The organism is Pseudomonas sp. PAMC 25886, from assembly GCF_000242655.1.
Lineage (GTDB): Bacteria > Pseudomonadota > Gammaproteobacteria > Pseudomonadales > Pseudomonadaceae > Aquipseudomonas.
Genome location: NZ_AHHC01000083.1, coordinates 275828 through 298538 on the forward strand (window position 1 = coordinate 275828; position 22711 = coordinate 298538).

At 61.0% G+C, this 22711-nt stretch carries 19 protein-coding genes; 9 read left to right on the top strand and 10 right to left on the bottom strand.

The window, feature by feature from the left end; translation table 11 throughout:
• Window positions 1–77: 77 nt before the first annotated feature.
• From MUM_RS0127925 to MUM_RS0127935, 3 genes are read right to left on the bottom strand one after another with little or no spacing between them, the layout of a single operon-like run.
• A complete protein-coding gene (locus MUM_RS0127925) occupies window positions 78–1322 on the bottom strand; it encodes a lipoprotein-releasing ABC transporter permease subunit (RefSeq protein ID WP_010176339.1) in 1245 nt (414 codons plus the stop codon).
• 58 nt (window positions 1323–1380) lie between these two features.
• Window positions 1381–2064, bottom strand: a complete 684-nt coding sequence (gene lolD / locus MUM_RS0127930; RefSeq protein ID WP_017477213.1) for a lipoprotein-releasing ABC transporter ATP-binding protein LolD — start codon at window positions 2062–2064, stop codon at window positions 1381–1383.
• 7 nt (window positions 2065–2071) lie between these two features.
• Entirely contained in the window at window positions 2072–3322 is a 1251-nt protein-coding gene (locus tag MUM_RS0127935; RefSeq protein ID WP_010176341.1) for a lipoprotein-releasing ABC transporter permease subunit, read from the bottom strand.
• Window positions 3323–3416: 94 nt separating this feature from the next.
• On the opposite strand from MUM_RS0127935, the gene MUM_RS0127940 reads away from it, so the two are divergent.
• Window positions 3417–4001 carry a PilZ domain-containing protein gene (locus tag MUM_RS0127940; RefSeq protein WP_010176342.1) on the top strand — a complete coding sequence of 195 codons (585 nt, stop codon included), beginning with the start codon at window positions 3417–3419 and terminating at the stop codon, window positions 3999–4001.
• A gap of 66 nt (window positions 4002–4067) precedes the next feature.
• The gene (locus MUM_RS0127945) at window positions 4068–4790 is read left to right on the top strand and encodes a glycerophosphodiester phosphodiesterase (protein ID WP_010176343.1); all 723 of its coding nucleotides are present in this window, start codon (window positions 4068–4070) and stop codon (window positions 4788–4790) included.
• Between the two features lie 42 nt (window positions 4791–4832).
• On the opposite strand, the gene sthA is transcribed toward MUM_RS0127945, so the two are convergent.
• Entirely contained in the window at window positions 4833–6227 is a 1395-nt protein-coding gene (sthA, locus tag MUM_RS0127950) for a Si-specific NAD(P)(+) transhydrogenase (RefSeq protein ID WP_010176344.1), read from the bottom strand.
• Between the two features lie 189 nt (window positions 6228–6416).
• Window positions 6417–7427 (bottom strand): FAD:protein FMN transferase, encoded by a 1011-nt coding sequence (locus MUM_RS0127955; RefSeq protein WP_050543230.1) that lies wholly within the window; start codon window positions 7425–7427, stop codon window positions 6417–6419.
• Between the two features lie 64 nt (window positions 7428–7491).
• Here MUM_RS0127955 and MUM_RS0127960 point away from each other — a divergent pair, with 64 nt between their 5' ends.
• Both MUM_RS0127960 and MUM_RS0127965 read left to right on the top strand, forming a co-directional pair.
• The gene (locus MUM_RS0127960) at window positions 7492–8034 is read left to right on the top strand and encodes a chalcone isomerase family protein (RefSeq protein ID WP_010176346.1); all 543 of its coding nucleotides are present in this window, start codon (window positions 7492–7494) and stop codon (window positions 8032–8034) included.
• Between the two features lie 172 nt (window positions 8035–8206).
• Entirely contained in the window at window positions 8207–9505 is a 1299-nt protein-coding gene (locus MUM_RS0127965) for an MFS transporter (RefSeq protein WP_010176347.1), read from the top strand.
• A gap of 163 nt (window positions 9506–9668) precedes the next feature.
• On the opposite strand, the gene MUM_RS0127970 is transcribed toward MUM_RS0127965, so the two are convergent.
• Complete coding sequence (locus MUM_RS0127970) at window positions 9669–11132, bottom strand: glyceraldehyde-3-phosphate dehydrogenase (RefSeq protein ID WP_029616136.1); 1464 nt, start codon at window positions 11130–11132, stop codon at window positions 9669–9671.
• 340 nt (window positions 11133–11472) lie between these two features.
• Between MUM_RS0127970 and mfd the strand changes: the two genes are divergently transcribed.
• From mfd to MUM_RS0127985, 3 genes are read left to right on the top strand one after another with little or no spacing between them, the layout of a single operon-like run.
• Window positions 11473–14922, top strand: coding sequence for a transcription-repair coupling factor (gene mfd, locus MUM_RS0127975; protein WP_010176349.1), 3450 nt, complete (start codon window positions 11473–11475; stop codon window positions 14920–14922).
• A gap of 11 nt (window positions 14923–14933) precedes the next feature.
• Complete coding sequence (locus MUM_RS0127980; protein WP_010176350.1) at window positions 14934–15503, top strand: CsiV family protein; 570 nt, start codon at window positions 14934–14936, stop codon at window positions 15501–15503.
• 9 nt (window positions 15504–15512) lie between these two features.
• Complete coding sequence (locus MUM_RS0127985) at window positions 15513–18203, top strand: DEAD/DEAH box helicase (RefSeq protein WP_010176352.1); 2691 nt, start codon at window positions 15513–15515, stop codon at window positions 18201–18203.
• A gap of 93 nt (window positions 18204–18296) precedes the next feature.
• Here MUM_RS0127985 and nagZ read toward each other — a convergent pair whose 3' ends face one another.
• Both nagZ and MUM_RS0127995 read right to left on the bottom strand, forming a co-directional pair.
• On the bottom strand, window positions 18297–19307 hold the full coding sequence (nagZ, locus tag MUM_RS0127990; RefSeq protein ID WP_010176353.1) for a beta-N-acetylhexosaminidase: 1011 nt from the start codon (window positions 19305–19307) through the stop codon (window positions 18297–18299).
• A 170-nt stretch (window positions 19308–19477) separates the two neighbouring features.
• Complete coding sequence (locus tag MUM_RS0127995; protein ID WP_010176354.1) at window positions 19478–20185, bottom strand: TetR/AcrR family transcriptional regulator; 708 nt, start codon at window positions 20183–20185, stop codon at window positions 19478–19480.
• Between the two features lie 262 nt (window positions 20186–20447).
• Here MUM_RS0127995 and lexA point away from each other — a divergent pair, with 262 nt between their 5' ends.
• Together lexA and sulA are read left to right on the top strand one after the other, a co-directional pair.
• Window positions 20448–21056, top strand: coding sequence for a transcriptional repressor LexA (gene lexA, locus MUM_RS0128000; protein WP_003172575.1), 609 nt, complete (start codon window positions 20448–20450; stop codon window positions 21054–21056).
• Window positions 21057–21066: 10 nt separating this feature from the next.
• Window positions 21067–21540: an SOS-induced cell division inhibitor SulA gene (gene sulA, locus MUM_RS0128005; RefSeq protein ID WP_010176355.1), complete on the top strand. Its 474-nt coding sequence runs from the start codon at window positions 21067–21069 to the stop codon at window positions 21538–21540.
• A gap of 216 nt (window positions 21541–21756) precedes the next feature.
• Here sulA and MUM_RS0128010 read toward each other — a convergent pair whose 3' ends face one another.
• The gene (locus MUM_RS0128010) at window positions 21757–21990 is read right to left on the bottom strand and encodes a hypothetical protein (RefSeq protein WP_003218969.1); all 234 of its coding nucleotides are present in this window, start codon (window positions 21988–21990) and stop codon (window positions 21757–21759) included.
• A gap of 174 nt (window positions 21991–22164) precedes the next feature.
• Window positions 22165–22686 (bottom strand): DUF6586 family protein, encoded by a 522-nt coding sequence (locus MUM_RS0128015; RefSeq protein ID WP_010176356.1) that lies wholly within the window; start codon window positions 22684–22686, stop codon window positions 22165–22167.
• Window positions 22687–22711: the final 25 nt, after the last annotated feature.

Sequence of the window (22711 nt, forward strand, 5' to 3'; positions counted from 1 at the left end):
CCCACATTAGGCTGAGTTGTTCTGGCGAACTCGGTCAAATGTGGGAGCTGGCTTGCCTGCGATAGCGGCCTTAAGAACTACGAATACCTGAGGGCGTGCGCCGGCTCGATCTTCGCCGCCCGATACGCCGGATAGATCGTCGCCAAAAAGCTCAACACAAACCCTGCCGAGCAAATCAGCAACACATCCCCGCCCTGCAATTCCGAAGGCAGGTTGCTGACGAAATACACGTCCGAACTGAAGATATGCTGCCCGGTCACCCGCTCCAGCCACCCCACCAGTTCACTGACGTTCAGCGCCGCGATCACGCCGAGGATGCCGCCTATCAACGTACCGACAATGCCGATCACCGTGCCCTGCACCATGAAAATCGCCATGATCTGCCGCGGCGTGGCGCCGATGGTGCGCAGGATCGCAATGTCCGCGCCCTTGTCGTTAACCACCATGATCAGGGTCGCGATGATGTTGAACGCGGCCACGGCAACGATCATCAGCAACAGCAGGCCGATCATGGTTTTTTCCATCTTCATCGCGCTGAACAGGCTGCCCTGGGTGTGGGTCCAGTCGTCCGCCTTGTAATCGGCGCCAAGGCTGGCGGCGATGTCCGCCGACACCTTGGGCGCCGCGTACAGGTCTTTCACCGCCAGGCGCACGCTTTGCACTTGGTTCGGCTCCCAATGCTGAATTTCTGCGGCGTCGGCCATGTGGATCAGGGCCATGGATCCGTCCAGCTCAGCCCCCACCTTGAACACACCCACCACATTCAAGCGCTGCATGCGTGGGGTGATGCCACCGGGGGCGCTGCTGATTTCCGGCACGATCAGCGTCAGCTTGTCGCCCACATTCAGGCGGAAACGCCGGGCTGTGATTTCGCCAATCACCACACCGAACTCGCCCGGTTTCAGGTCTTCCAGATGCCCCTGGACAATATGTTGGGCCACGATCGACACCTTGCCTTCCTGGGCCGGATCAACGCCGCTGATCTCGATCGGCTGCATCGCGCCCTTGTAGGAGAGCATGCCGTCCATCTGTGTGAACGGTACCGCAGCCGTGACTTCCGGATTCTTCATCGCCGCATCCGCCACCGGCTGCCAGTCGCTGATGGGCTTCACGCCAACGATGGTCGCGTGGGGCACCATGCCGAGGATGCGTGAGCTCATTTCCCGCTGGAAACCGTTCATCACCGACAACACCACGATCATCGCCAGCACGCCCAGGGCGAGGCCGATCATCGAGGTCATCGAGATAAACGAAACAAAACGGTTGCGGCGCTTGGCGCGGGTATAGCGCGTGCCGATGAAAATCGATAACGGTCTGAACATTCGCGGGCACCGTTGAAAAAATAGAAAACCCGGCGTCAGGCGCCGGGCTTGAAACAGGTCAGATGGCGACCAGATGACCTTCCTGCAGGTGCAGCACGCGGTCCATCTGGCGGGCCATGCTCATGTCATGGGTCACCACCAGGAACGCGGTGCGCATCTGGGTGCTCAGCTCCAGCATCAAGTCCTTGATGCCCTGGGCGGTGTGGGAGTCGAGGTTGCCGGTAGGCTCGTCGAGCATCACCAGGCCCGGGTTGTTGACCAGGGCGCGGGCAATCGCCACACGCTGGCGCTCGCCGCCGGACAATTCAGCCGGTTTGTGCTCCAGGCGATGGCCCAGGCCGACCCGTTCCAGCAACGCCTTGGCACGCTGGCGTGCTTCCGGGATCGCCGTCTTGCCGATCAACAGTGGCATGCAGACGTTTTCCAGGGCGGTGAACTCGGGCAGCAAGTGGTGGAACTGGTACACAAAGCCCAACGAACGGTTGCGCAACTGGCCGCGGGCTTTCTCGCCCAGGGCCGACAGTTCTTCGCCGGCCAGCCAGACGCTGCCCTGGGACGGCGTATCAAGGCCGCCCAACAGGTTGAGCAAGGTACTTTTGCCGGAACCGGAACTGCCGACGATCGCCACGCGCTCGCCCGGGTGCAGTTCCAGCTGCAGGTTGGACAGCACCACCACGGATTCCGGGCCTTCCTCGTAGGATTTGCCCAGGTTGCGGCAGCTCAGGATTGCTTTTTCACTCATGCCCGATTCACTCATAACGTAAAGCCTGCGCCGGCTGGGTACGTGCCGCGCGCCAGGCTGGATACAGGGTGGCAAGGAAACTCAGGACCAACGCGGCGGCGCCGACCATCAACACGTCCTGGCTCTGCACCTGGGACGGCAAGTAGTCGATGAAGTAGACGTCGGAGTTCAGGAATTTGTGGCCGATCAACACTTCCAGCCCGGCGATGGCGGCGCTGACGTTCAGCGCGGCGAGAATCCCCACCACGGTGCCGATCAAGGTACCGACGACGCCGATCACCGTGCCCTGCACCATGAAGATCGCCATGATCTGCCCCGGCGTGGCGCCGAGGGTGCGCAGGATCGCGATATCGCCCTTCTTGTCGTTCACCACCATCACCAGCGTGGAGATGATGTTGAAGGCGGCCACGGCGACGATCAGCAGCAACAGCAGGCCGATCATGGCTTTTTCCATGCGGATGGCCTGGTACAGGTTGCCGTGGGTCCGGGTCCAGTCGCGGGCGTAGTACTGGTTCTCACCCAGATGCTGGGCAATTTCCCACGAGGTACGCGGCGCGTCGAACAGGTCGTTGAACTTGAGGCGCAGGCCCTGGACCTGGTCCGGCTTCCAGCGATGCAGGCGGGCCAGGTCGGTCAGGTTGGTCAACCCCAGGTAGCCGTCGATCTCACCGGCGCCGACATGAAAGATGCCGACCACGGTAAAACGCTTCATGCGCGGGAACATACCGGCCGGGGTCACGGTGACTTCCGGTGCGACGAAGGTCAGCTTGTCGCCGATGCCCACGCCGAGCTTGGCCGCGGCCTTGTCGCCGATAGCAATGCCAAAGCTGCCGGGCGACAAGTCGTCCAGTTTGCCCTGTTGCATGAAGTTATCGATGATCGAGACGTTGCGTTCCTGCGCCGGATCGATGGCATTGAGCAGGACTTTCTGCACCTTGCCGTCGTTGGTCAACAGGCCCTGCATCTGGGTGAAAGGCGCAACCGCCAGCACTTTGGGGTTCTGCTTGACCTTGGCGGCCAGGCTTTGCCAGTCGCTGATGGGCTCACCCGACTCGATGGTCGCGTGGGGCACCATGCCCAGCACGCGCGTGCGCATCTCATGATCGAAGCCGTTCATCACCGAGAGCACCACGATCATCACGACAACGCCAAGGGCGAGCCCGATAATCGAGGTCAAGGAAATGAACGACACAAAATGATTGCGACGTTTTGCACGGGTATAACGCGTGCCAATAAATACGAAGAGAGGTCTGAACATGTCGGGGCTTGTTCGGAGGAAAAGAAGACGTCCTTGTGGCGGGGTCAGGTAAGCAGCTTTACACTCAGACCATCACCGCTGCCTTGGGTTCGCCATGTCGACATTAGATGAAGAAGATCGCCGCGAATACTACCGTATCGAGGACATGATCGCACTGGAAATTACCCCGCTGTCGGGCCCGGAAGCGCTGAGCAAGGAAGTGTTGCTGGATGATTCCCCGCTGTTCAATCTGCTCAGCGAATTGCACCTGAGCGAATTCGAATCCCAGCACCTGCTGCGCCAGATCGGCGAGCGGGACCGCACCCTGGCCGCCTTCCTCAAAGTGCAGAACAAACGTATCGACCTGCTTAGCCAGATCATGGCGCAAAGCCTGCTGGGCGAGATCGGTACCCCGCAGCCCGTGGTCATCTCCGAAGGCGGCATCGAGTTCCTGAACCCTACGGCAATCCAGCCCGACAGCCACCTGGCGGTCAAGTTGGTGCTGATGCCACAAGCCCTCGGCCTGCTGCTGCGGGCCAAGGTCACCCATTGCGATGCCAAGACCGGCGGCTTTGAAGTCGGCACTGAATTCGAAGCCATGACCGATGCCCAACGCCAGTTGCTGGCGCGCTATATCCTGCAGAAACAGGCTCAGGAACGGCGCCTGGCACGGGAAAAAAGCGAAGAGTCCGACACCTGAATACGAACACTGAATGGCGCGTCGCGCCATCCATCCAGCCAGGAACCCTGGCGTAAAGGAGCAACTGTGACCCTGATTTATGGCCACCGCGGTGCCAAAGGCGAAGCACCGGAAAACACCCTGACCAGCTTCCAGGAATGCCTCAAGCACGGCGTGCGCCGTTGCGAACTGGATTTGCACCTGTCCATGGACGGCGAATTGATGGTCATCCACGACCCGACCCTCAAGCGCACCACCGACCGACGCGGCAAGGTCGTCGAGTATTCGGCCGCCGACCTGGTGAAGATGGACGCACGCAAAGGCGGCCCGGGCTGGGTCACCCCCTGCCCGATCCCACGCCTGGAAGAGCTGTTCGAACAGTGCGACTTCGACCACTGGCAACTGGAAGTCAAAAGCGCATCGCGCACCCGTGCGGCAACCACCGTACTGGCCATCCGTGAAATGGCTCAGCGTTTCGGGCTGATGGACAAGGTCACCGTGACCTCAAGCTCGCGGGAAGTATTGAAAGCCGCGCTGGACCTCACTCCGGACCTGTCCCGTGGGCTGGTAGCCGAATACGCCTGGCTCGACCCGTTGAAAGTGGCGGCCAACTATGGCTGTGAGATTCTGGCGTTGAACTGGACGTTGTGCACCCCTGAACGTCTGGAAAAAGCCCAGCGCCAGGGTTTGCACGTGTCCGTGTGGACAGTCAACGAACCCGCGCTGATGCGCAGGCTCGCCGACTTCGGCGTAGATAGCCTGATTACAGACTTTCCCGGTTTGGCCACTGCCACCCTCGGGAATTACTGAAATCGGTCTCCCCGGCCGGCTCAGGCCACCGGCCGGAGCCGCTCAAAAAAGCCGGTTGAGGCCGTCGTAGGCCGCTACCCGATAGGCTTCAGCCATGGTCGGGTAGTTGAAGGTGGTGTTGACGAAATACTTGAGGGTATTCAGCTCACCCGGCTGGTTCATGATCGCCTGGCCGATGTGCACGATCTCCGACGCCTGGTAACCGAAGCAATGCACGCCGAGGACTTCCAGGGTTTCACGGTGGAACAGGATCTTCAGCATGCCTTGCGGCTCACCGGCGATTTGCGCACGCGCCATGCTCTTGAAGAACGCCTTGCCAACTTCGTAAGGCACCTTGGCCTTGGTCAGTTCGTGCTCGTTCTTGCCGATCGAGCTGATCTCGGGAATGGTGTAGATCCCGGTCGGCACGTCGTTGACGTAGCGCCAGCTGCCGTTGTCGACAATGCTGCCAGCGGCCGAGCGCCCCTGGTCGTGGGCGGCACTGGCCAGGCTCGGCCAGCCGATCACGTCACCGGCACCGTAGATGTTGGTCACGCAGGTGCGGTAGTTCTCGTCCACTTCGATCTGGCCACGGCTATTCACCTTGACCCCGATGTTTTCCATGCCCAGCTTGTCGGTGTTGCCGGTACGGCCGTTGCACCAGAGCAAGGCGTCGGCCTTGATCTTCTTGCCGGACTTGAGGTGCAGGATCACACCGTTGTCCAGGCCTTCGACCCGCTCGTACTCTTCGTTGTGGCGCACAGTGATGTTGTTGTTGCTGAAGTGGTAACTCAACGCCTGGGAAATTTCCGAGTCGAGGAAGCTCAGCAACTGGTCGCGGTTATCCACCAGCTCAACCAATACACCCAGGCCGCTGAAGATCGAGGCGTATTCACAGCCGATCACGCCGGCGCCGTAGATGATCAGTTTGCGCGGGGTGTGGCCCAGGCTGAGGATGGTGTCGCTATCGTAGATACGCGGGTGGTGGAAATCGATATCCGCCGGGCGATACGGGCGCGAGCCGGTGGCGATGATGATGTGCTTGGCCACCAGTTTCTCGACCACGCCGTTGGCGCAGACCACTTCGACGGTTTGCTCGTCGGCGAAGCTGCCGGTGCCGAAGAACAGGTCGACGCGGTTACGGGCATAGAAGCCGGTACGCGAGGCAACCTGTTTGGAAATGACTTTTTCAGCGCTCTTGAGCACGTCCGGGAACGAGAACCAGCGCGGCTCACCAATGGCCCGGAACATCGGGTTGGTGTTGAACTGCATGATCTGGCGCACCGAGTGACGCAAGGCCTTGGACGGGATGGTACCCAGGTGGGTGCAGTTACCGCCGACCTGGCGACGGCTATCGACCATCGCCACCTTGCGCCCTGCTTTGGCGGCATTCATCGCCGCACCTTCTCCAGCAGGGCCGGAACCCAGTACTACCACGTCGTAGTTGTAGACAGCCATGCGTACTCCTCAGAACAGGCCATGGCGCACGGTTGGGCGCCAGGCTAAATCATGCCGCGGCCAGCGGTCATGAAGGATCAAATAGGCTCAGTGTGTGAGCCGGGGCACAGTCTATAGAAGGCTTAACGCCGCGCACATTAACCCTTGGTCGCGTCGTAGGCCAGTTTTGCCTTTACTACACGGCGTTCGTTACGGCTTCACTGCCGTCAGTTGCTCGAATGCCTTGTTGCTCCGTGTGACGAAACCAGCGCCCTCACGCATCACAAAAAACGCGGCGACCTGGTGTTTTTCGGCGTATTCCCAACCCTGTTCGGGTCCGAGGATCAGCAGCAGCGTCGATAATCCATCGGCCATCAATGCCGAAGGGTGCAACACCGTCACCGATGCCAGTTGATGGGTGATCGGCGCGCCGGTCCGGGCGTCCAGGGTGTGGGAATAACGCCGACCATCCTGCTGGAAATAATTGCGATAGTCACCCGATGTCGATACACCAACGCCATCCACGGCGATGATTTTTTCGGCCACCTGCTGATCGTCCCGGGGTTCTTCCAGGGCGATGCGCCAGGGCGAGCCGTCGGGTTTGACGCCAGCGGCCTTGAGTTCGCCGGTGGCTTCGGCGAGGTAGCGATGAATGCCAAGCTGAGTGAGTTGCGCGGCAATACGGTCGACCGCGTAACCGGCGGCGATGCTGTTGAAGTCGACTGCGACGGCAGCGTCCTTGCACAGCTGGTTACCGTCGATGTGCAAATACTGATGGCCGACGCGCTGGCGGACCTGCTCAAGGGCTGTCGCGTCCGGGACTTTTATCTCACGGGCCTGCGGGCCGAAGCCCCACAGGTTCATCAGCGGTTCGACCGTCAGGTCAAAAGCGCCGTCACTGGCCTGGGATAACTGCTCGCCGGTACGCACCAGGTGCAGGATGGGCGCCGGCATGGGCTGGCAACTGTGGCCCGGCAGGTCGTTGAAACGCTCGATATCGGAGTCGCTGCGGTAGGTCGACATCTGCCGGTCGACCTCGGCCAGAATGCCCTCCACCAAGCGCTGGACCTCGGCGGGGCCGGGCACGCCAGGCGCACGCACATACTGGATCGAATAGGTGCTGCCCATGGTCGGGCCACCGAAGCGCTCCAGCGAATCGCCGCCGCATCCGGCCAGCGCTGCAAGTCCGCATAAAACCAAGATATGCCGCACGCAGCCCATAAAACCTTTCGCTGTCGAAAATTGAATTAACCTGTAGGCAAGCACCTTTTCAGGACGGGGCATTATGCGGCATGTCGTTATCTGTTTATTGCTGATGTTTTCGGTGCCGGTGTTGGCGAATGAGGCGGATCGGCTCAAACAAGCCGGTTTTCCCGCGCAATCTCATCAGTTGCGACTGAAAAACCAGGCTGTCCTGACCTACCTGTGGGCAGACGTCTATGCGGCGGCGCTGTTCGCCCAGGCAGACCTGAGCGCGAAACAGACCCTGGATCAGCAGAAAGACCTGCGCCTGGAGCTGTATTACTTTCGCGACATCGACCGCAACGATGTGATCAAGGCCGCCACCGCCACCCTCGAACGCCAGCAAACACCCGCGGCCCTCGCTCGCCTGAAGCCTGAACTGGATCAACTGCACAAAAGTTTTCGCGATATCCGCAGTGGTGACCGTTATGCGCTGGATTTTCGGCCTCAGCGCGGCCTGAGCCTGGAAATCAACGGCACAGTGGTGTTCAGCAGTCGCAATGACGAGCTGGCCAAGGCGTATCTCGGCATCTGGCTGGCACCGAAAGGCCTGTCCGACAGCCTGCGCAATACCCTCCTGAATTAATCTCCGCACCCTGCGGCAATTCGCCAGCTTGCTATCGGTTTTTTGTTGCCTGTGGTGGCTTATACACATATGGTTACAAAACTGTTCAGCGCGAGCTTCGTGCCGAGGCTTTAACAGCAAGGACGGTTGCGACCAGGGATTACTAATAAGATAGCCAAAATGAGTGCATGACATGTCCACTACAACGGGCAAGGGCAAGGCGATCTTTCGCGTTGTCAGCGGTAACTTCCTCGAGATGTTCGACTTCATGGTCTATGGCTTCTACGCCACGGCCATTGCCAAGACCTTTTTCCCCACCGACAGCGCTTTTGCCTCCCTGATGCTGTCCCTGGCGACCTTTGGCGCCGGGTTCCTGATGCGCCCTTTGGGCGCAATTTTCCTCGGTGCCTACATCGACCGTCACGGCCGTAAAAAGGGCCTGGTGATCACCCTGGCGCTGATGGCTGCCGGCACCATCCTGATTGCCTGCGTTCCCGGGTATGCCACCCTGGGCGTCGCGGCACCGTTGCTGGTGCTGTTTGGCCGCTTGCTGCAAGGCTTCTCTGCCGGCGTGGAACTGGGCGGCGTGTCGGTGTACCTGGCGGAAATCGCCACCCCGGGCCGCAAAGGCTTCTTCGTCAGCTGGCAGTCCGCCAGCCAGCAAGCTGCGGTGGTATTCGCAGGATTGCTGGGTGTGGGCCTGAACCACTGGCTCAGCCCGGAAGAAATGGGTGACTGGGGCTGGCGCGTGCCGTTCCTGATCGGCTGCCTGATCGTGCCGGTGATCTTCGTGATTCGTCGCTCCCTGGAAGAAACCCCTGAATTCCAGGCGCGCAAACATCGCCCTACCCTGCAGGAAATCGTGCGCTCCATCGGTCAGAACTTCGGCATCGTGATCGCCGGCATGGCGCTGGTGGTGATGACCACTGTGTCGTTCTACCTGATCACCGCCTACACCCCGACTTTCGGCAAGGCCGAACTGCACCTGTCGGACTTCGACGCGTTGCTGGTAACCGTATGCGTGGGCATCTCCAACTTCATCTGGCTGCCGGTGATGGGCGCGGTGTCCGACAAGATCGGCCGTAAACCCCTGCTGCTGGGGGCGACGATTCTGGCAACCCTCACGGCTTATCCGGCGCTGTCCTGGCTGGTTGCCAACCCGAGCTTCAGCCATCTGCTGATCGTGTTGCTCTGGCTGTCGTTCCTGTACGGCTCGTACAACGGTGCGATGGTGGTGGCTCTGACCGAAATCATGCCGGTAGAAGTGCGTACCACCGGTTTCTCCCTGGCCTACAGCCTGGCGACGGCGACCTTTGGTGGCTTCACGCCCGCGGCCTGTACCTACCTGATCCACGTGCTGGACAACAAGGCGGCGCCGGGGATCTGGCTTAGCGGTGCGGCGGTGTTGGGCCTGATTGCCACGTTGATTTTGTTTAAAGGCAACCGTCATGAGTTGCGGACTGCGCAGGCTTCGATAGTCGGCGGCGCTTGATGGATCGCTATCGCAGGCAAGCCAGCTCCCACATTTGAGTGGATTCACACATCAACATGTGGGAGCTGGCTTGCCTGCGATGAGGCCGGTACAAACAACACAAAACCAACAGGCATAAAAAAGCCCCGAACCAGTCGGGGCTTTTTTCATTTACCGCTGATGCTTAGCGCGGGAATGCTGGCGGGTTAACCCCGGCCATGTCTTCCATCACACGAACCACCTGGCAGCTGTAACCGAATTCGTTGTCGTACCAGACGTACAGAACAACGCGGTTATCCTGGGTGATGGTCGCTTCAGCGTCCACCACACCGGCGTGGCGCGAGCCCACGAAGTCGGTGGACACCACTTCCTGGGAATTGACGAAGTCGATTTGCTTGTGCAGATCGGAGTGCAGCGCCATGTAGCGCAGGTACTCGTTCATCTCTTCACGGGTGGCGGCTTTCTCAAGGTTCAGGTTGAGAATGGCCATCGACACGTTCGGCGTCGGAACACGGATCGCGTTACCGGTCAGCTTGCCGGCCAGCTCAGGCAGGGCCTTGGCAGCAGCGGTGGCAGCACCGGTCTCGGTGATGACCATGTTCAGCGCGGCGCTACGGCCACGGCGATCGCCTTTGTGGAAGTTGTCGATCAGGTTCTGGTCGTTGGTGTACGAGTGAACCGTTTCAACGTGACCGTTAACGATGCCGAACTTGTCATTTACAGCTTTCAGCACCGGCACGATGGCGTTGGTGGTGCAGGAAGCGGCAGACACGATCTTGTCGTCAGCGGTGATTTCACCGTGGTTGATGCCGTGCACGATGTTCTTCAGCTTGCCCTTGCCAGGCGCAGTCAGCACAACGCGGTCGATACCCGGGCAAGCCAGGTGCTGGCCCAGGCCCTCGGCGTCACGCCACACACCGGTATTGTCCACCAGCAGTGCGTCTTTGATGCCGTACTGGGTGTAGTCCACTTCAGCCGGGTTCTTCGCGTAGATCACCTGGATCAGGTTACCGTTGGCAGTGATGGTGTTGTTTTCTTCGTCGATGACGATGGTGCCGTTGAACGGACCGTGTACCGAGTCGCGACGCAGCAGGCTGGCGCGTTTGGTCAGGTCGTTCTCGGCGCCTTTACGCACCACGATGGCACGCAGGCGCAGGCCGTCGCCACCACCGGTTTTTTCGATCAGGATGCGCGCCAGCAGGCGGCCGATACGACCGAAGCCGTAAAGCACAACGTCGGTGCCTTTGCGGGCTGCGGCGTTTTGCTGGCCAACCACATCGGCCATTTCTTCACGCACGAACTGCTCGGCGGTACGGCCAGCGCCTTCCTTGCGGAATTTGTAGGCCAGCTTGCCCAGGTCTACCGAGGCCGCGCCGAGCTTGAGCTCGCTCATGGCTTTAAGCAGAGGGAATGTTTCGTGGACGGAGAGTTCGCTGTCGTCGGCGGAACGATGGCGAGCAAAGCGATGAGCCTTGAGAATCGCGATGACTGATTGGTTGATCAGGCTGCGGCCATAGATCGAGCTCACCACGTTGTTATTGCGGTAGAGCTGACCGATAAGCGGAATCATCGCTTCAGCGAGTGCTTCACGGTCGATCCATTCACCAAGACACTGGTCGGGCTTCTGAGTCACGGGAACCTTCCACATGTAGGGGCAGAAAAAAGGGGCTACATTATGCCGCCCGACCGCCTTCGGAGCAATGCGCGGCCAGCAACAAAACCCCTTGCAAAAAAAATAACGCCCCGCTGGAGCCCAGTAAACACGTGGCTTCCAGAGCACCCCCTTGTGGGCCAATGTGACAAAGTGTCCGTAACCCTCCGAAACATACGCCGATTTCGGCACTACATAATGAGTCAAAAGACGCCTTTGTTTGTCTTAGCCACTACATTTCCTACAAACCGTAATAGGCTCAGTCAGCAACTGACAGGCGGCACTCCGGGCCGTTACAATTACCGACTTTGTCGCAACGCTTGGAGCTCAACCTTCCGTGCCCGTTCTGCGTCTACCGCTTCTCCCTGCTGCGGCAGGTAAACAGCACTGGGGCAATCTGCCCGGTGCCGCCCTGAGCCTGGCCATCGCCGAGGCTGCCAGCGCTGCCAAGCGCTTTACCCTGCTGCTCACCGCCGACAGCCAAAGTGCCGAGCGGCTGGAACAGGAGCTGAGTTTCTTCGCCCCCGATTTGCCGGTGCTGCATTTCCCGGACTGGGAAACCCTGCCCTACGATCTGTTCTCGCCGCACCAGGACATCATTTCCCAGCGCATCGCCAGCCTGTACCGCTTGCCGGAACTGGCCCACGGCGTGCTGGTGGTGCCGATCACCACGGCCTTGCACCGCCTGGCGCCGACCAAGTTCCTGCTGGGCAGCAGCCTGGTGCTGGATATCGGCCAGAAGCTCGACGTGGAGCAAATGCGCACCCGGCTTGAGGCCAGCGGCTATCGCTGCGTCGACACGGTGTACGAGCACGGCGAGTTCGCGGTACGTGGCGCGTTGATCGACCTGTTCCCGATGGGCAGCAAACTGCCGTACCGGATCGACCTGTTCGACGATGAAATCGAAACCCTGCGCACCTTCGACCCCGAGAATCAGCGCTCCATCGACAAGGTGGAATCGGTCAAGCTGCTGCCGGCCCGGGAATTCCCGCTGCAAAAAGATGCGGTCACGCGCTTCAAGGCACGTTTCCGCGAACGCTTTGACGTGGACTTCCGCCGCTGCCCGATCTTCCAGGACTTGAGCAGCGGGATTACTCCCGCCGGTATCGAGTACTACCTGCCGTTGTTCTTCGACGAAACCTCCACCCTCTTCGATTACCTGCCCCAGGACACCCAAGTGTTCTCGCTGCCGGGCATTGAACAAGCGGCAGAGAACTTCTGGAATGACGTGCGCAACCGTTATGAAGAACGCCGCGTAGACCCGTCCCGTCCTTTATTGCCACCGGCCGAGCTTTTCCTGCCGGTGGAAGACTGCTTCGCCCGTCTGAAAAACTGGCCGCGCGTAGTCGCCAGCCAACAGGACGTGGATGCAGGCGCTGGCCGCGAGCGCTTCCCGGCGCAAGCGCTGCCGAACCTGGCGATTGAAGCCAAGGCCAACCAGCCGCTGGAAGCGCTGTCGAACTTCCTCGGTGACTTCCCTGGCCGTGTGCTGTTTACCGCCGAGTCCGCCGGGCGCCGTGAGGTGCTGCTGGAGTTGCTGGAACGCCTGAAGCTGCGACCGAAAACCGTCGACAGCTGGCCGGACTTTGTCGCGAGCAAGGATCGTCTGGCGATCACCATCGCTCCGCTGGACGAAGGCCTGCTGCTGGACGACCCGGCCCTGGCATTGATTGCCGAAAGCCCGCTGTTCGGTCAGCGCGTGATGCAGCGTCGCCGCCGCGAAAAACGTGCCGATGCCAACAACGACGCGGTGATCAAGAACCTCACCGAGCTGCGTGAAGGCGCGCCGGTGGTGCATATCGACCACGGCGTGGGCCGTTACCTGGGGCTGCAAACCCTGGAGATCGACAACCAGGTCGCTGAATTCCTCACCATGGAATACGCCGAGGGCGCCAAGCTCTACGTGCCCGTGGCCAACCTGCACCTGATCGCCCGCTACACCGGCAGCGACGACGCCCTCGCGCCGTTGCACCGCCTGGGCTCCGAGACCTGGCAGAAAGCCAAGCGCAAGGCCGCCGAGCAAGTGCGCGACGTGGCCGCCGAATTGCTCGACATTTATGCCCGTCGCGCCGCCCGCGAAGGTTATGCGTTTGCCGACCCAAAGGCCGACTACGCGACCTTCAGCGCCGGCTTTGCCTTCGAAGAAACCCCGGACCAGCAAACCACCATCGACGCCGTGCGCGCCGACATGCTGGCGCCCAAGCCAATGGACCGCCTGGTGTGCGGCGACGTGGGCTTCGGCAAGACCGAAGTCGCCATGCGCGCAGCCTTTATTGCGGTGCACGGCGGCCGTCAGGTGGCGATCCTCGTACCGACCACCCTGCTAGCCCAACAGCACTACAACAGCTTCCGCGACCGCTTTGCCGACTGGCCGGTGACCGTGGAAGTGATGAGCCGCTTCAAGTCGGCCAAGGAAGTGAACGCGGCGATTGCCGACCTGGCAGAAGGCAAGATCGACATCGTGATCGGCACTCACAAGCTGCTGTCGGACGATGTGAAGATCAAGAACCTTGGCCTGGTGATCATCGACGAAGAACACCGCTTCGGTGTCCGTCAGAAGGAACAACTCAAGGCCCTGCGCAGTGAAGTCGACATCCTGACCCTCACCGCCACGCCGATTCCGCGCACGCTGAACATGGCGGTGTCGGGCATGCGCGACCTGTCGATCATCGCCACGCCACCGGCGCGCCGGTTGTCGGTGCGCACCTTCGTGATGGAACAGAACAAAAGCACGGTCAAGGAAGCCCTGCTGCGTGAGTTGCTGCGCGGCGGCCAGGTTTACTACCTGCACAACGACGTAAAAACCATCGAGAAATGCGCCGCCGACCTGGCCGAACTGGTGCCGGAAGCCCGGATCGCCATCGGCCACGGACAGATGCGCGAGCGCGAACTCGAACAGGTGATGAGCGACTTCTACCACAAGCGCTTCAACGTGCTGATCGCCTCGACCATCATCGAGACCGGCATCGACGTGCCAAGCGCCAACACCATCATCATCGAGCGGGCCGACAAGTTCGGCCTGGCGCAGTTGCACCAGTTGCGCGGCCGGGTCGGGCGCAGTCACCACCAGGCGTACGCCTATTTGCTGACGCCGCCGCGCCAGCAGATCACGTCCGACGCCGAGAAGCGCCTGGAAGCGATCGCCAATACCCAGGACCTCGGCGCCGGTTTTGTGCTGGCCACCAACGACCTGGAAATCCGTGGCGCCGGCGAACTGCTGGGCGACGGTCAAAGCGGGCAGATCCAGGCCGTGGGTTTCACCCTGTATATGGAGATGCTCGAGCGCGCGGTGAAAGCCATCCGCAAGGGCGAACAACCGAACCTCGACCAACCGCTGGGTGGCGGCCCGGAAATCAACCTGCGTTTGCCCGCGCTGATTCCCGAAGACTACCTGCCGGACGTGCACGCGCGGCTGATCCTGTACAAACGCATCGCCTCGGCCACTGACGAAGACGGCCTCAAGGACCTGCAAGTGGAGATGATCGACCGCTTCGGCCTGTTGCCGGAACCGACCAAGAACCTGGTGCGCCTGACCCTGCTCAAATTGCAGGCCGAGCAACTGGGTATCAAGAAGGTCGACGCCGGGCCGCAAGGCGGGCGTATCGAGTTTGAAGCGCAAACGCCGGTAGACCCGCTGGTGCTGATCAAGCTGATTCAGGGCCAGCCCAATCGCTACAAGTTCGAAGGGGCTACGCTGTTCAAATTCATGGTACCGATGGAACGTGCCGAAGAACGCTTTAATACACTGGAGGCGCTGTTTGAGCGCCTCATCCCGAAATCTGCTTGAAGGACGCCCCAATGCGCCTGTTCCGCATTTTGAGCTTGTTGTTGGTGGTCGTTGCTCCTTCGGCGTTTGCCGACAGCCCGTACCTGGTGGAGATGATCCTGGTGCGCCAGAACGCCGAGCCGGTGATCAATAGCCGCGCGGCGCCGGAAAACTGGGACGCCGGCGCGCCACGCCTACCGGCCGACAAAATGAGCCCGCCGCGGCTGGGCAACATCGTCGACAAACTCAGCGCCGACAGTAATTACACTGTGCTACTGCACCGCGCCTGGGACCAGAACCTCGGTGACCAACCCGTGAAACTGGCCATCAGCGACGGTCAGGAACAGTTCGGCCAGTTTCCCATCGAGGGCACACTGAGCCTGCAATTGGGGCGCTTTACCGATATCGACGCAGATTTCTGGATCAACCAGTTCGACGCCAACGGCAGCGTCATCGCCAGCGAGCACCTCAGCCAGCAAGACGTGCGCACCAAGAATAACCAGCTCAACTACCTGGACGGCGGCCACCTCGCCCTGCTGATCAAGATCACTTCGCTGACCGCCAAGCCGCCCAGCGCTCCACCGCCCGACGTCCAGGACTGATCCAGCACCATGCCCCTGACGTCGTCGTTGACCAAACCCCTGGCCCCTTCGTGGGCCAATCGCTTTAAAGAGCAAAGCCTTGAGCGCGGCCGGCGCTACGCCCTGGAAAACCGCGTGCGCATCGTCGAGTCCGGCGACAGCACCATCATTGCCAGCTGTGAAGGCTCGGGGGGCAATGTCTACCGCCAGACCATCTCCCTGCGCGAATCCGCCAAGGGCACGCTGATCCTGGTGGACAGCCGCTGCACCTGCCCCGTGCACACCAACTGCAAACACATCGCCGCGGTGCTGCTCAAGGTCCAGGAAACCCTGGCCTACCCGGCGGCGGCGCAGGATGCCGAGCTGCTGGAGAAGCTCCAGGCGGTGCTGGACAACCGCGTGGTGCTGCCGCAAGTGGTGATGGAGGACGTACAGCCGGTGCCACGCTTGTGGCTGGCCAGTATCGAGTTCAGCGCCTTCGAACCGCGCAACGGCAAGATGCAGCGTTACATCCAACATCGCGCGGCGTTGTCCTTCAACTATCTGGGCAACTACGTCAGCGGCCAGAAAAACGCCGACATCATCGTGCGCCAGGAACAGCAGAGCCTGCGGATCAAGCGTCACCCCGAGGTGGAGCAACAGTTTCGCGAACAGCTGCGCCTGCTGGGCTTCAAGATCGCCACGCGCCAGAGCAAGGCCCTGCCGGAAAGTGCCGGCGAACTGTTCGAAATGGTCAATGACAGCGCCTGGCTGAACTTCACCCTGAACGCGTCACCGACCCTGCGTGCCCAGGGCTGGGAATTGCAGATCGATGAGGATTTCGGTTTCGACCTGAGCGCCGTCGACGACTGGTACGCCAGCGTCGACGAAACGCCGGAGCGCGACTGGTTCGACCTGGAGCTGGGGATCATCGTCAACGGCGAACGCCTGAGTTTGCTGCCGATCCTGCTGAACCTGATGCGCTCCCACACCGAGATCCTCAACCCGGAAAAACTCGCCCGGCGCCGTGATGACGAACTGATCCTAGTGAACATCCCCGGCCTGCCCAATGGCCACGGCCCGCTGCAAGTGGCGCTGCCTTATGGCCGGCTGAAACCGGTGCTGGCAACCCTTGGCGAGTTCTACCTGCAAGAACCCGGTACCACCGCGCTGCGCCTGGCCAAGGCAGACGCCATTCGCCTGAACCCGCTGGAAGACCTGCCGCTGCAATGGGAAGGTGGCGAAAAGATCCGCAACTTCGCCCAGCGCCTGCGGGACATCAAGGATTTCAGCTGCGAAGCGCCCGAAGGGCTGAATGCGACGTTGCGCCCTTACCAGCTGGAAGGCTTGAGCTGGATGCAGTCGCTGCGCCAGCTCGACGTCGGCGGGATTCTTGCGGATGACATGGGCCTGGGCAAAACCCTGCAAACCCTGGCGCATATTCTCAGCGAGAAAATCGCCGGGCGCCTGGACCGGCCGTGCATGGTGGTGATGCCCACCAGCCTGATCCCGAACTGGCTCGACGAAGCCGCGCACTTCACGCCGCAGCTCAAAGTATTGGCGCTGTATGGCGCCGGGCGTAAGAAACATTTCCCGCAGTTGCAGGATTACGACCTGCTGCTGACCACCTACGCCCTGCTGCCCAAGGACATCGAGCCACTGGCCGCCCTGCCCTTGCACGTGCTGATCCTGGACGAAGCGCAGTACATCAAGAACCCCAACAGCAAGGCCGCCCAGGCAGCCCGCGAGCTGAATGCCCGCCAGCGCCTGTGTCTTTCAGGTACGCCGCTGGAAAACCACCTGGGCGAGCTGTGGTCGCTGTTCCACTTCCTGCTGCCGGGTTGGCTGGGGGATGTAAAAAGCTTTAATCGCGATTACCGCGTGCCGATTGAAAAGCGCGGCAGCGACGTGCGATTGCAGCACCTCAATGGTCGGATCAAACCGTTCCTGCTGCGCCGTACCAAGGAGCAGGTGGCGACCGAGCTACCGCCCAAGACCGAGATCATTCACTGGGTCGACCTCAACGAAGCCCAGCGCGACGTATACGAAACCATGCGCCTGGCGATGGACAAGAAAGTCCGCGACGAGATCACCCGCAAAGGCGTGGCCCGCAGCCAGATCATCATCCTGGAAGCGCTGCTCAAGTTGCGGCAGGTGTGCTGTGATCTACGCCTGGTCAATGATGCAACCCTGCCGGCAAAGGGCAGCAGCTCGGGCAAGCTCGACAGCTTGATGGAGATGCTCGAAGAGTTGTTTGCCGAAGGGCGCAGGATCCTGCTGTTTTCCCAGTTCACCTCGATGCTGAGCCTGATCGAAGCCGAACTGAAGAAGCGTGGCGTGGCCTACGCGCTGCTGACCGGGCAAACCCGGGATCGGCGCACACCGGTGAAAGACTTCCAGAGCGGCAAGCTGCAGATCTTTCTGATCAGCCTGAAAGCAGGCGGCGTGGGGCTTAACCTGACGGAAGCGGACACGGTGATTCACTACGACCCTTGGTGGAACCCGGCGACGGAAAACCAGGCGACCGACCGCGCGTATCGCATCGGCCAGGAGAAGCCGGTGTTCGTCTACAAGATGATTGCCCGGGGCACGGTGGAAGAGAAAATCCAGCATTTGCAGAAGGAAAAGTCTGATCTGGCGGCGGGCGTTCTGGATGGGCGGACGACGGGGGATTGGAAGCTGGGGAATGAGGACATCGAGGCGTTGTTTGCGCCGTTGCCTCACAAGCAAGAGAAGCGCTGACTTTAAGACCGCTATCGCGGGCAAGCCCGCTCCCACATTTGGAATGCATTTCCCTGTGGGAGCTGGCTTGCCTGCGATGGACGCGACACGGTCTTAATCAATCAATTGAGCATCCCGCAGCGCACTCAATGCCGCCAGCCAACGCGGATCCTGCTTGTACTCGGTCGACGCCACCGCCTGCCCACGCATCCGCGCGATACGCGCCGACGGCGTGACTTTCATGCGCTGGGCCGCGCTCAGGGCCAACTCGGCGGCGGCGCGGTCGTTGCACACCAGGCCCATGTCGCAGCCGGCCGTCAGCGCGGCTTCGATACGGCTGGCGGCATCACCGACCACATGCGCACCGGCCATGGACAGGTCGTCACTGAAGATCACCCCGTCGAACTGCAACTCGCCCCGCAGGATGTCCTGCAACCAGCGCCGGGAGAAGCCGGCAGGTTGCGCATCCACCTGTGGATAAATCACGTGGGCCGGCATAACGGCCGCCAGTTGCTTGCTCAGCCGTGCGAAAGGCACCAGGTCATTGGCGCGAATCTGTTCCAGGCTGCGTTCATCATTGGGAATCGCGACGTGGGAATCGGCTTCAGCCCAGCCGTGGCCGGGAAAGTGCTTCCCGGTGGCCGCCATGCCGGCGCTGTTCATGCCTCGGATAAAGGCACCCGCCAACACGGCGGCGCGCTCCGGGTCGCCTTCGAACGCGCGCGTGCCCACGACGGCGCTGCGCTGGTAATCGAGGTCCAGCACCGGGGCGAAACTCAGGTCCAGGCCAACCGCCAGCACCTCTGTCGCCATGATCCAGCCACACTGCTCGGCCAGTTGCTCCGCATTCGGATTGTCAGCCAGGGCGCGCATCGCCGGCAGCCGCACAAACCCCTGGCGCAAACGTTGCACCCGGCCACCTTCCTGGTCGACCGCCAGCAGCAGGTCCGGGCGCACCGCACGAATCGCGGCGCTCAACTCACGCACCTGGCGTGGGTGCTCGATATTGCGCGCAAAAATGATCAGGCCGCCCACCTCGGGCTGACGCAACAAGTGACGATCTTCAGCCGTCAGCCAGGTACCGGCGACGTCCACCATCAAAGAGCCTTGCAGGGCTTGAGTCATAAAACTTCCTTAAATAACGCACGCAGCCCGGAGCCCTCGCGAGATCGCATCACCAAGATTAAATCAGGAGACGGACGCTCAGCGAGCGCAACGGGCTGTGGATAAATAGCTGAAATCGGCATGGGCGGCTAGCTTAGCGGATGCAAGCGGCCGCGCACACCCGAAAGGGGTTAAACCTTGGCCGGCGCCGGCACCGACTTGCTGCGCGGGCGCAACTGGGCGGCGGCCATGGCCTGGTCGGTGACACCGGTTTCGGCCCGCATGCCGGCGGCAAGAAACGGCACCATCAGGCGCATCACCTGCTCAATGGAAGTGTTGACGCCGAAGTCGGTCTCGGCAATCGCACGCAGGGCCTTGATCCCGGACATGCTGAATGCTGCGGCACCGAGCATGAAGTGCACGCGCCAGAACAGCTCGATTGGCGGAATACGCGGTGCGGCTTCATTGACCAGCAACATATAGCGGCGGAACACCTTGCCGTACATGTCTTCCAGGTAACGACGCAGGTGGCCCTGGCTCTGGCTGAATGCCAGGCCCAGCAGGCGCATGAAGATCGACAGGTCATTGCCGCTGCGAGGCTGGACCACCAGCGCCTGCTCGACGAGGATTTCCAGCAGGTCTTCCAGGCTTGGCTTGTTTTCAGGCTTGGCCTGGCGACGCTCCAGCTCACGGTCGAGGCTGATGCAGAAAGGCCCCAGGAACCGTGAGAACACAGCCTGTATCAGCGCTTTCTTGGAGCCGAAATGATAATTCACTGCCGCCAGGTTGACCCCGGCCTTGCTGGTAATCAGCCGCAATGAGGTTTCAGCAAATCCTTTTTCCGCGAACAACTGCTCGGCAGCATCGAGAATGCGTTCAACGGTTTCCGACTGGGCCATGGCTACTCCGCCTGACAAACACTTGTTTGAAACATACGTTTCAAGCTATGTCTTGTCAAGCCTGCAGGTCCGTTTGCGGCCGGCCGGTCACCGATTTCATGGCCATTTAATCACATTCGCCAAGGTCTGTAGGCAGCGCTGTCTTCCCCGTGTAGGACAGGTGACAAATGACCGTCCAGCGGAGTGACTGAAAACGGTGATTGCCAAGCGCAGTCCACTGTATATAATCCCAGTCACTGTATAAAAAGACAGAGCGATCAACATGCTAAAACTGACGCCACGCCAAGCTGAGATTCTGGCTTTTATCAAGCGCTGCCTCGATGACAACGGCTACCCGCCGACCCGGGCGGAAATTGCGCTGGAACTGGGATTCAAGTCGCCCAACGCTGCTGAAGAACACCTCAAGGCCCTCGCCCGCAAAGGTGCGATCGAGATGACCCCGGGGGCTTCACGCGGCATTCGTATCCCTGGCTTCGAAGCCAAGGCCGACGAGTCGACACTGCCGATCATCGGCCGGGTCGCAGCCGGTGCGCCGATCCTGGCGCAGCAGCACGTCGAGGAATCCTGCAACATCAACCCGACCTTCTTCCATCCCCGTGCCGACTATCTGCTGCGGGTCCATGGCATGAGCATGAAGGACGTGGGCATTTTCGACGGCGACCTGTTGGCCGTCCACACCACACGTGAAGCCCGCAATGGCCAGATCGTCGTCGCCCGTATTGGCGATGAAGTGACGGTCAAACGCTTCAAGCGCGAAGGCAGCAAGGTCTGGCTACTGGCCGAGAACCCTGAGTTCGCGCCGATTGAAGTGAACCTGAAGGATCAGGACCTGGTGATTGAAGGCTTGAGCGTCGGCGTAATTCGCCGCTAACGGAGGCATCATGCAGTTCCTACAGACCCCACAACACACTCAGCTGTCGCTGTTTGAGGCCTTTATGGCCCAGCCCCTTGCGCCCATCCTCAAGGAAACGGTCGAAGCGCCCTGGAGCGCCGAACCCGAGGCGTTCAGTGAACTGTCGTTGCGCGGTGCTGCCGGGAGCTGCCTCAGCCTGCTGGCGCCGATTCTTCGCGAATTGAGCGAGGAGCAGGATGCACGCTGGCTGACGCTGATTGCCCCGCCTTCCAGCCTGACCCAGGCCTGGCTGCGGGACGCCGGCCTGAATCGCGAGCGTATCCTGTTGCTGCAACCCCGCGGTGCTCAGAGCGCCCAGCAACTGACCTGCGAAGCCTTGCGCCTGGGCCGTAGCCATACGGTAGTCAGCTGGTTGAACCCGCTGACTACAGCGGCCAGGCAACAGTTGGTCAGCGCCGCACGTACGGGCGATGCGCAGAGCTTGAATATTCGGTTGGGATAAAACGATGTGCCGCTACGATGTGCCACTGGCCAGCCCTGTGGAGGGGCTTGTGGCAGGGATTATTGTGGTGAGCGGGCTTGCCCCGCGTCGGGCTGCGAAGCGGCCCCAAAACAGGCACTGTGGAATACCTGATACATCGCGTTCATTCTATTGAGGGCCGCTTCGCAGCCCAGCGCGGGGCAAGCCCGCTCACCACAATAGGCCCACTCAACACAATCAGTGAAGAATTCGCGGACCGTCTTCCTTCTCAGGCTCGCCTTCAGCCAGGCGCCCTGCCATCTGCACGCCTACGCTCAACATGGCTTTTGCCACTTCCACGTGCTGGCCTTGCAGGAACGCTTTCGCGTCCTCGGAAAAATCCAAAATCACCAGAGAACCCTCGTCCTCAGCCCGGCGCAGCTCGATTCGGCCGTCGGGCAGTTCAACAATTTCCAGAAAGGACGTTGGCATAAAAGTCTGTTCTCCACGAAAGGCCGGCATTATATCAGTGTTGTGACGAGCGGGCTTGCCGACGTTGGGCGGCGCAGCAGCTCCCCGACAGCTGACACTACTGGCCCTGAAAAACCTCGGAGCCGCTTCGCAGCCCAACGGGAGCAAGCTCCCTCGCCACAAAAGCCTGGGCCCTCAACACTCGTTCAACCCATCCCGAAACCGAATGGCCAACTTCTTCAGCTCCTGCCGCCAGCTTTCCAGCTCGTCCCGGCTCAACGGCTCAGGCCCCTCTTCGTCCAGGCTCACGGCCACGATCAGCGGCTGGGTCACGTCGCCTTTGGGCGTGTGTTTCACCCGTGGCGGCTGGAACATCTCAGCGTGGGCCACCAGCAAACGCGCCAGCCAGCTGTCCGGGCTCTGGGCCATCTCCACCAGCTCGGCCAACTCCGGGATGGCCATGGCCTCCAGCACCTCACGGTTGATGATCATCTCTGCACGCGGCGAACCGGCCTGAGGCAAGCGATAGAACCCGGCAATCTCATGACACAGGCCGAGCAAGGCGCCGTACAGGTGGAACAGCGCGGCTTCACGCCCGGCCTGTACCAGCGCGATAGCGTTCATCTCCTTTCCTTCCTCGGCACGGCCAAGGGCTTCCAGGGACAAACCCGCGAAGTAAATTTTCTGGTTGGTACGGGTATAGAGTTCGTTGGCCATGAAGGCAGTCTCCACAACGAATAAG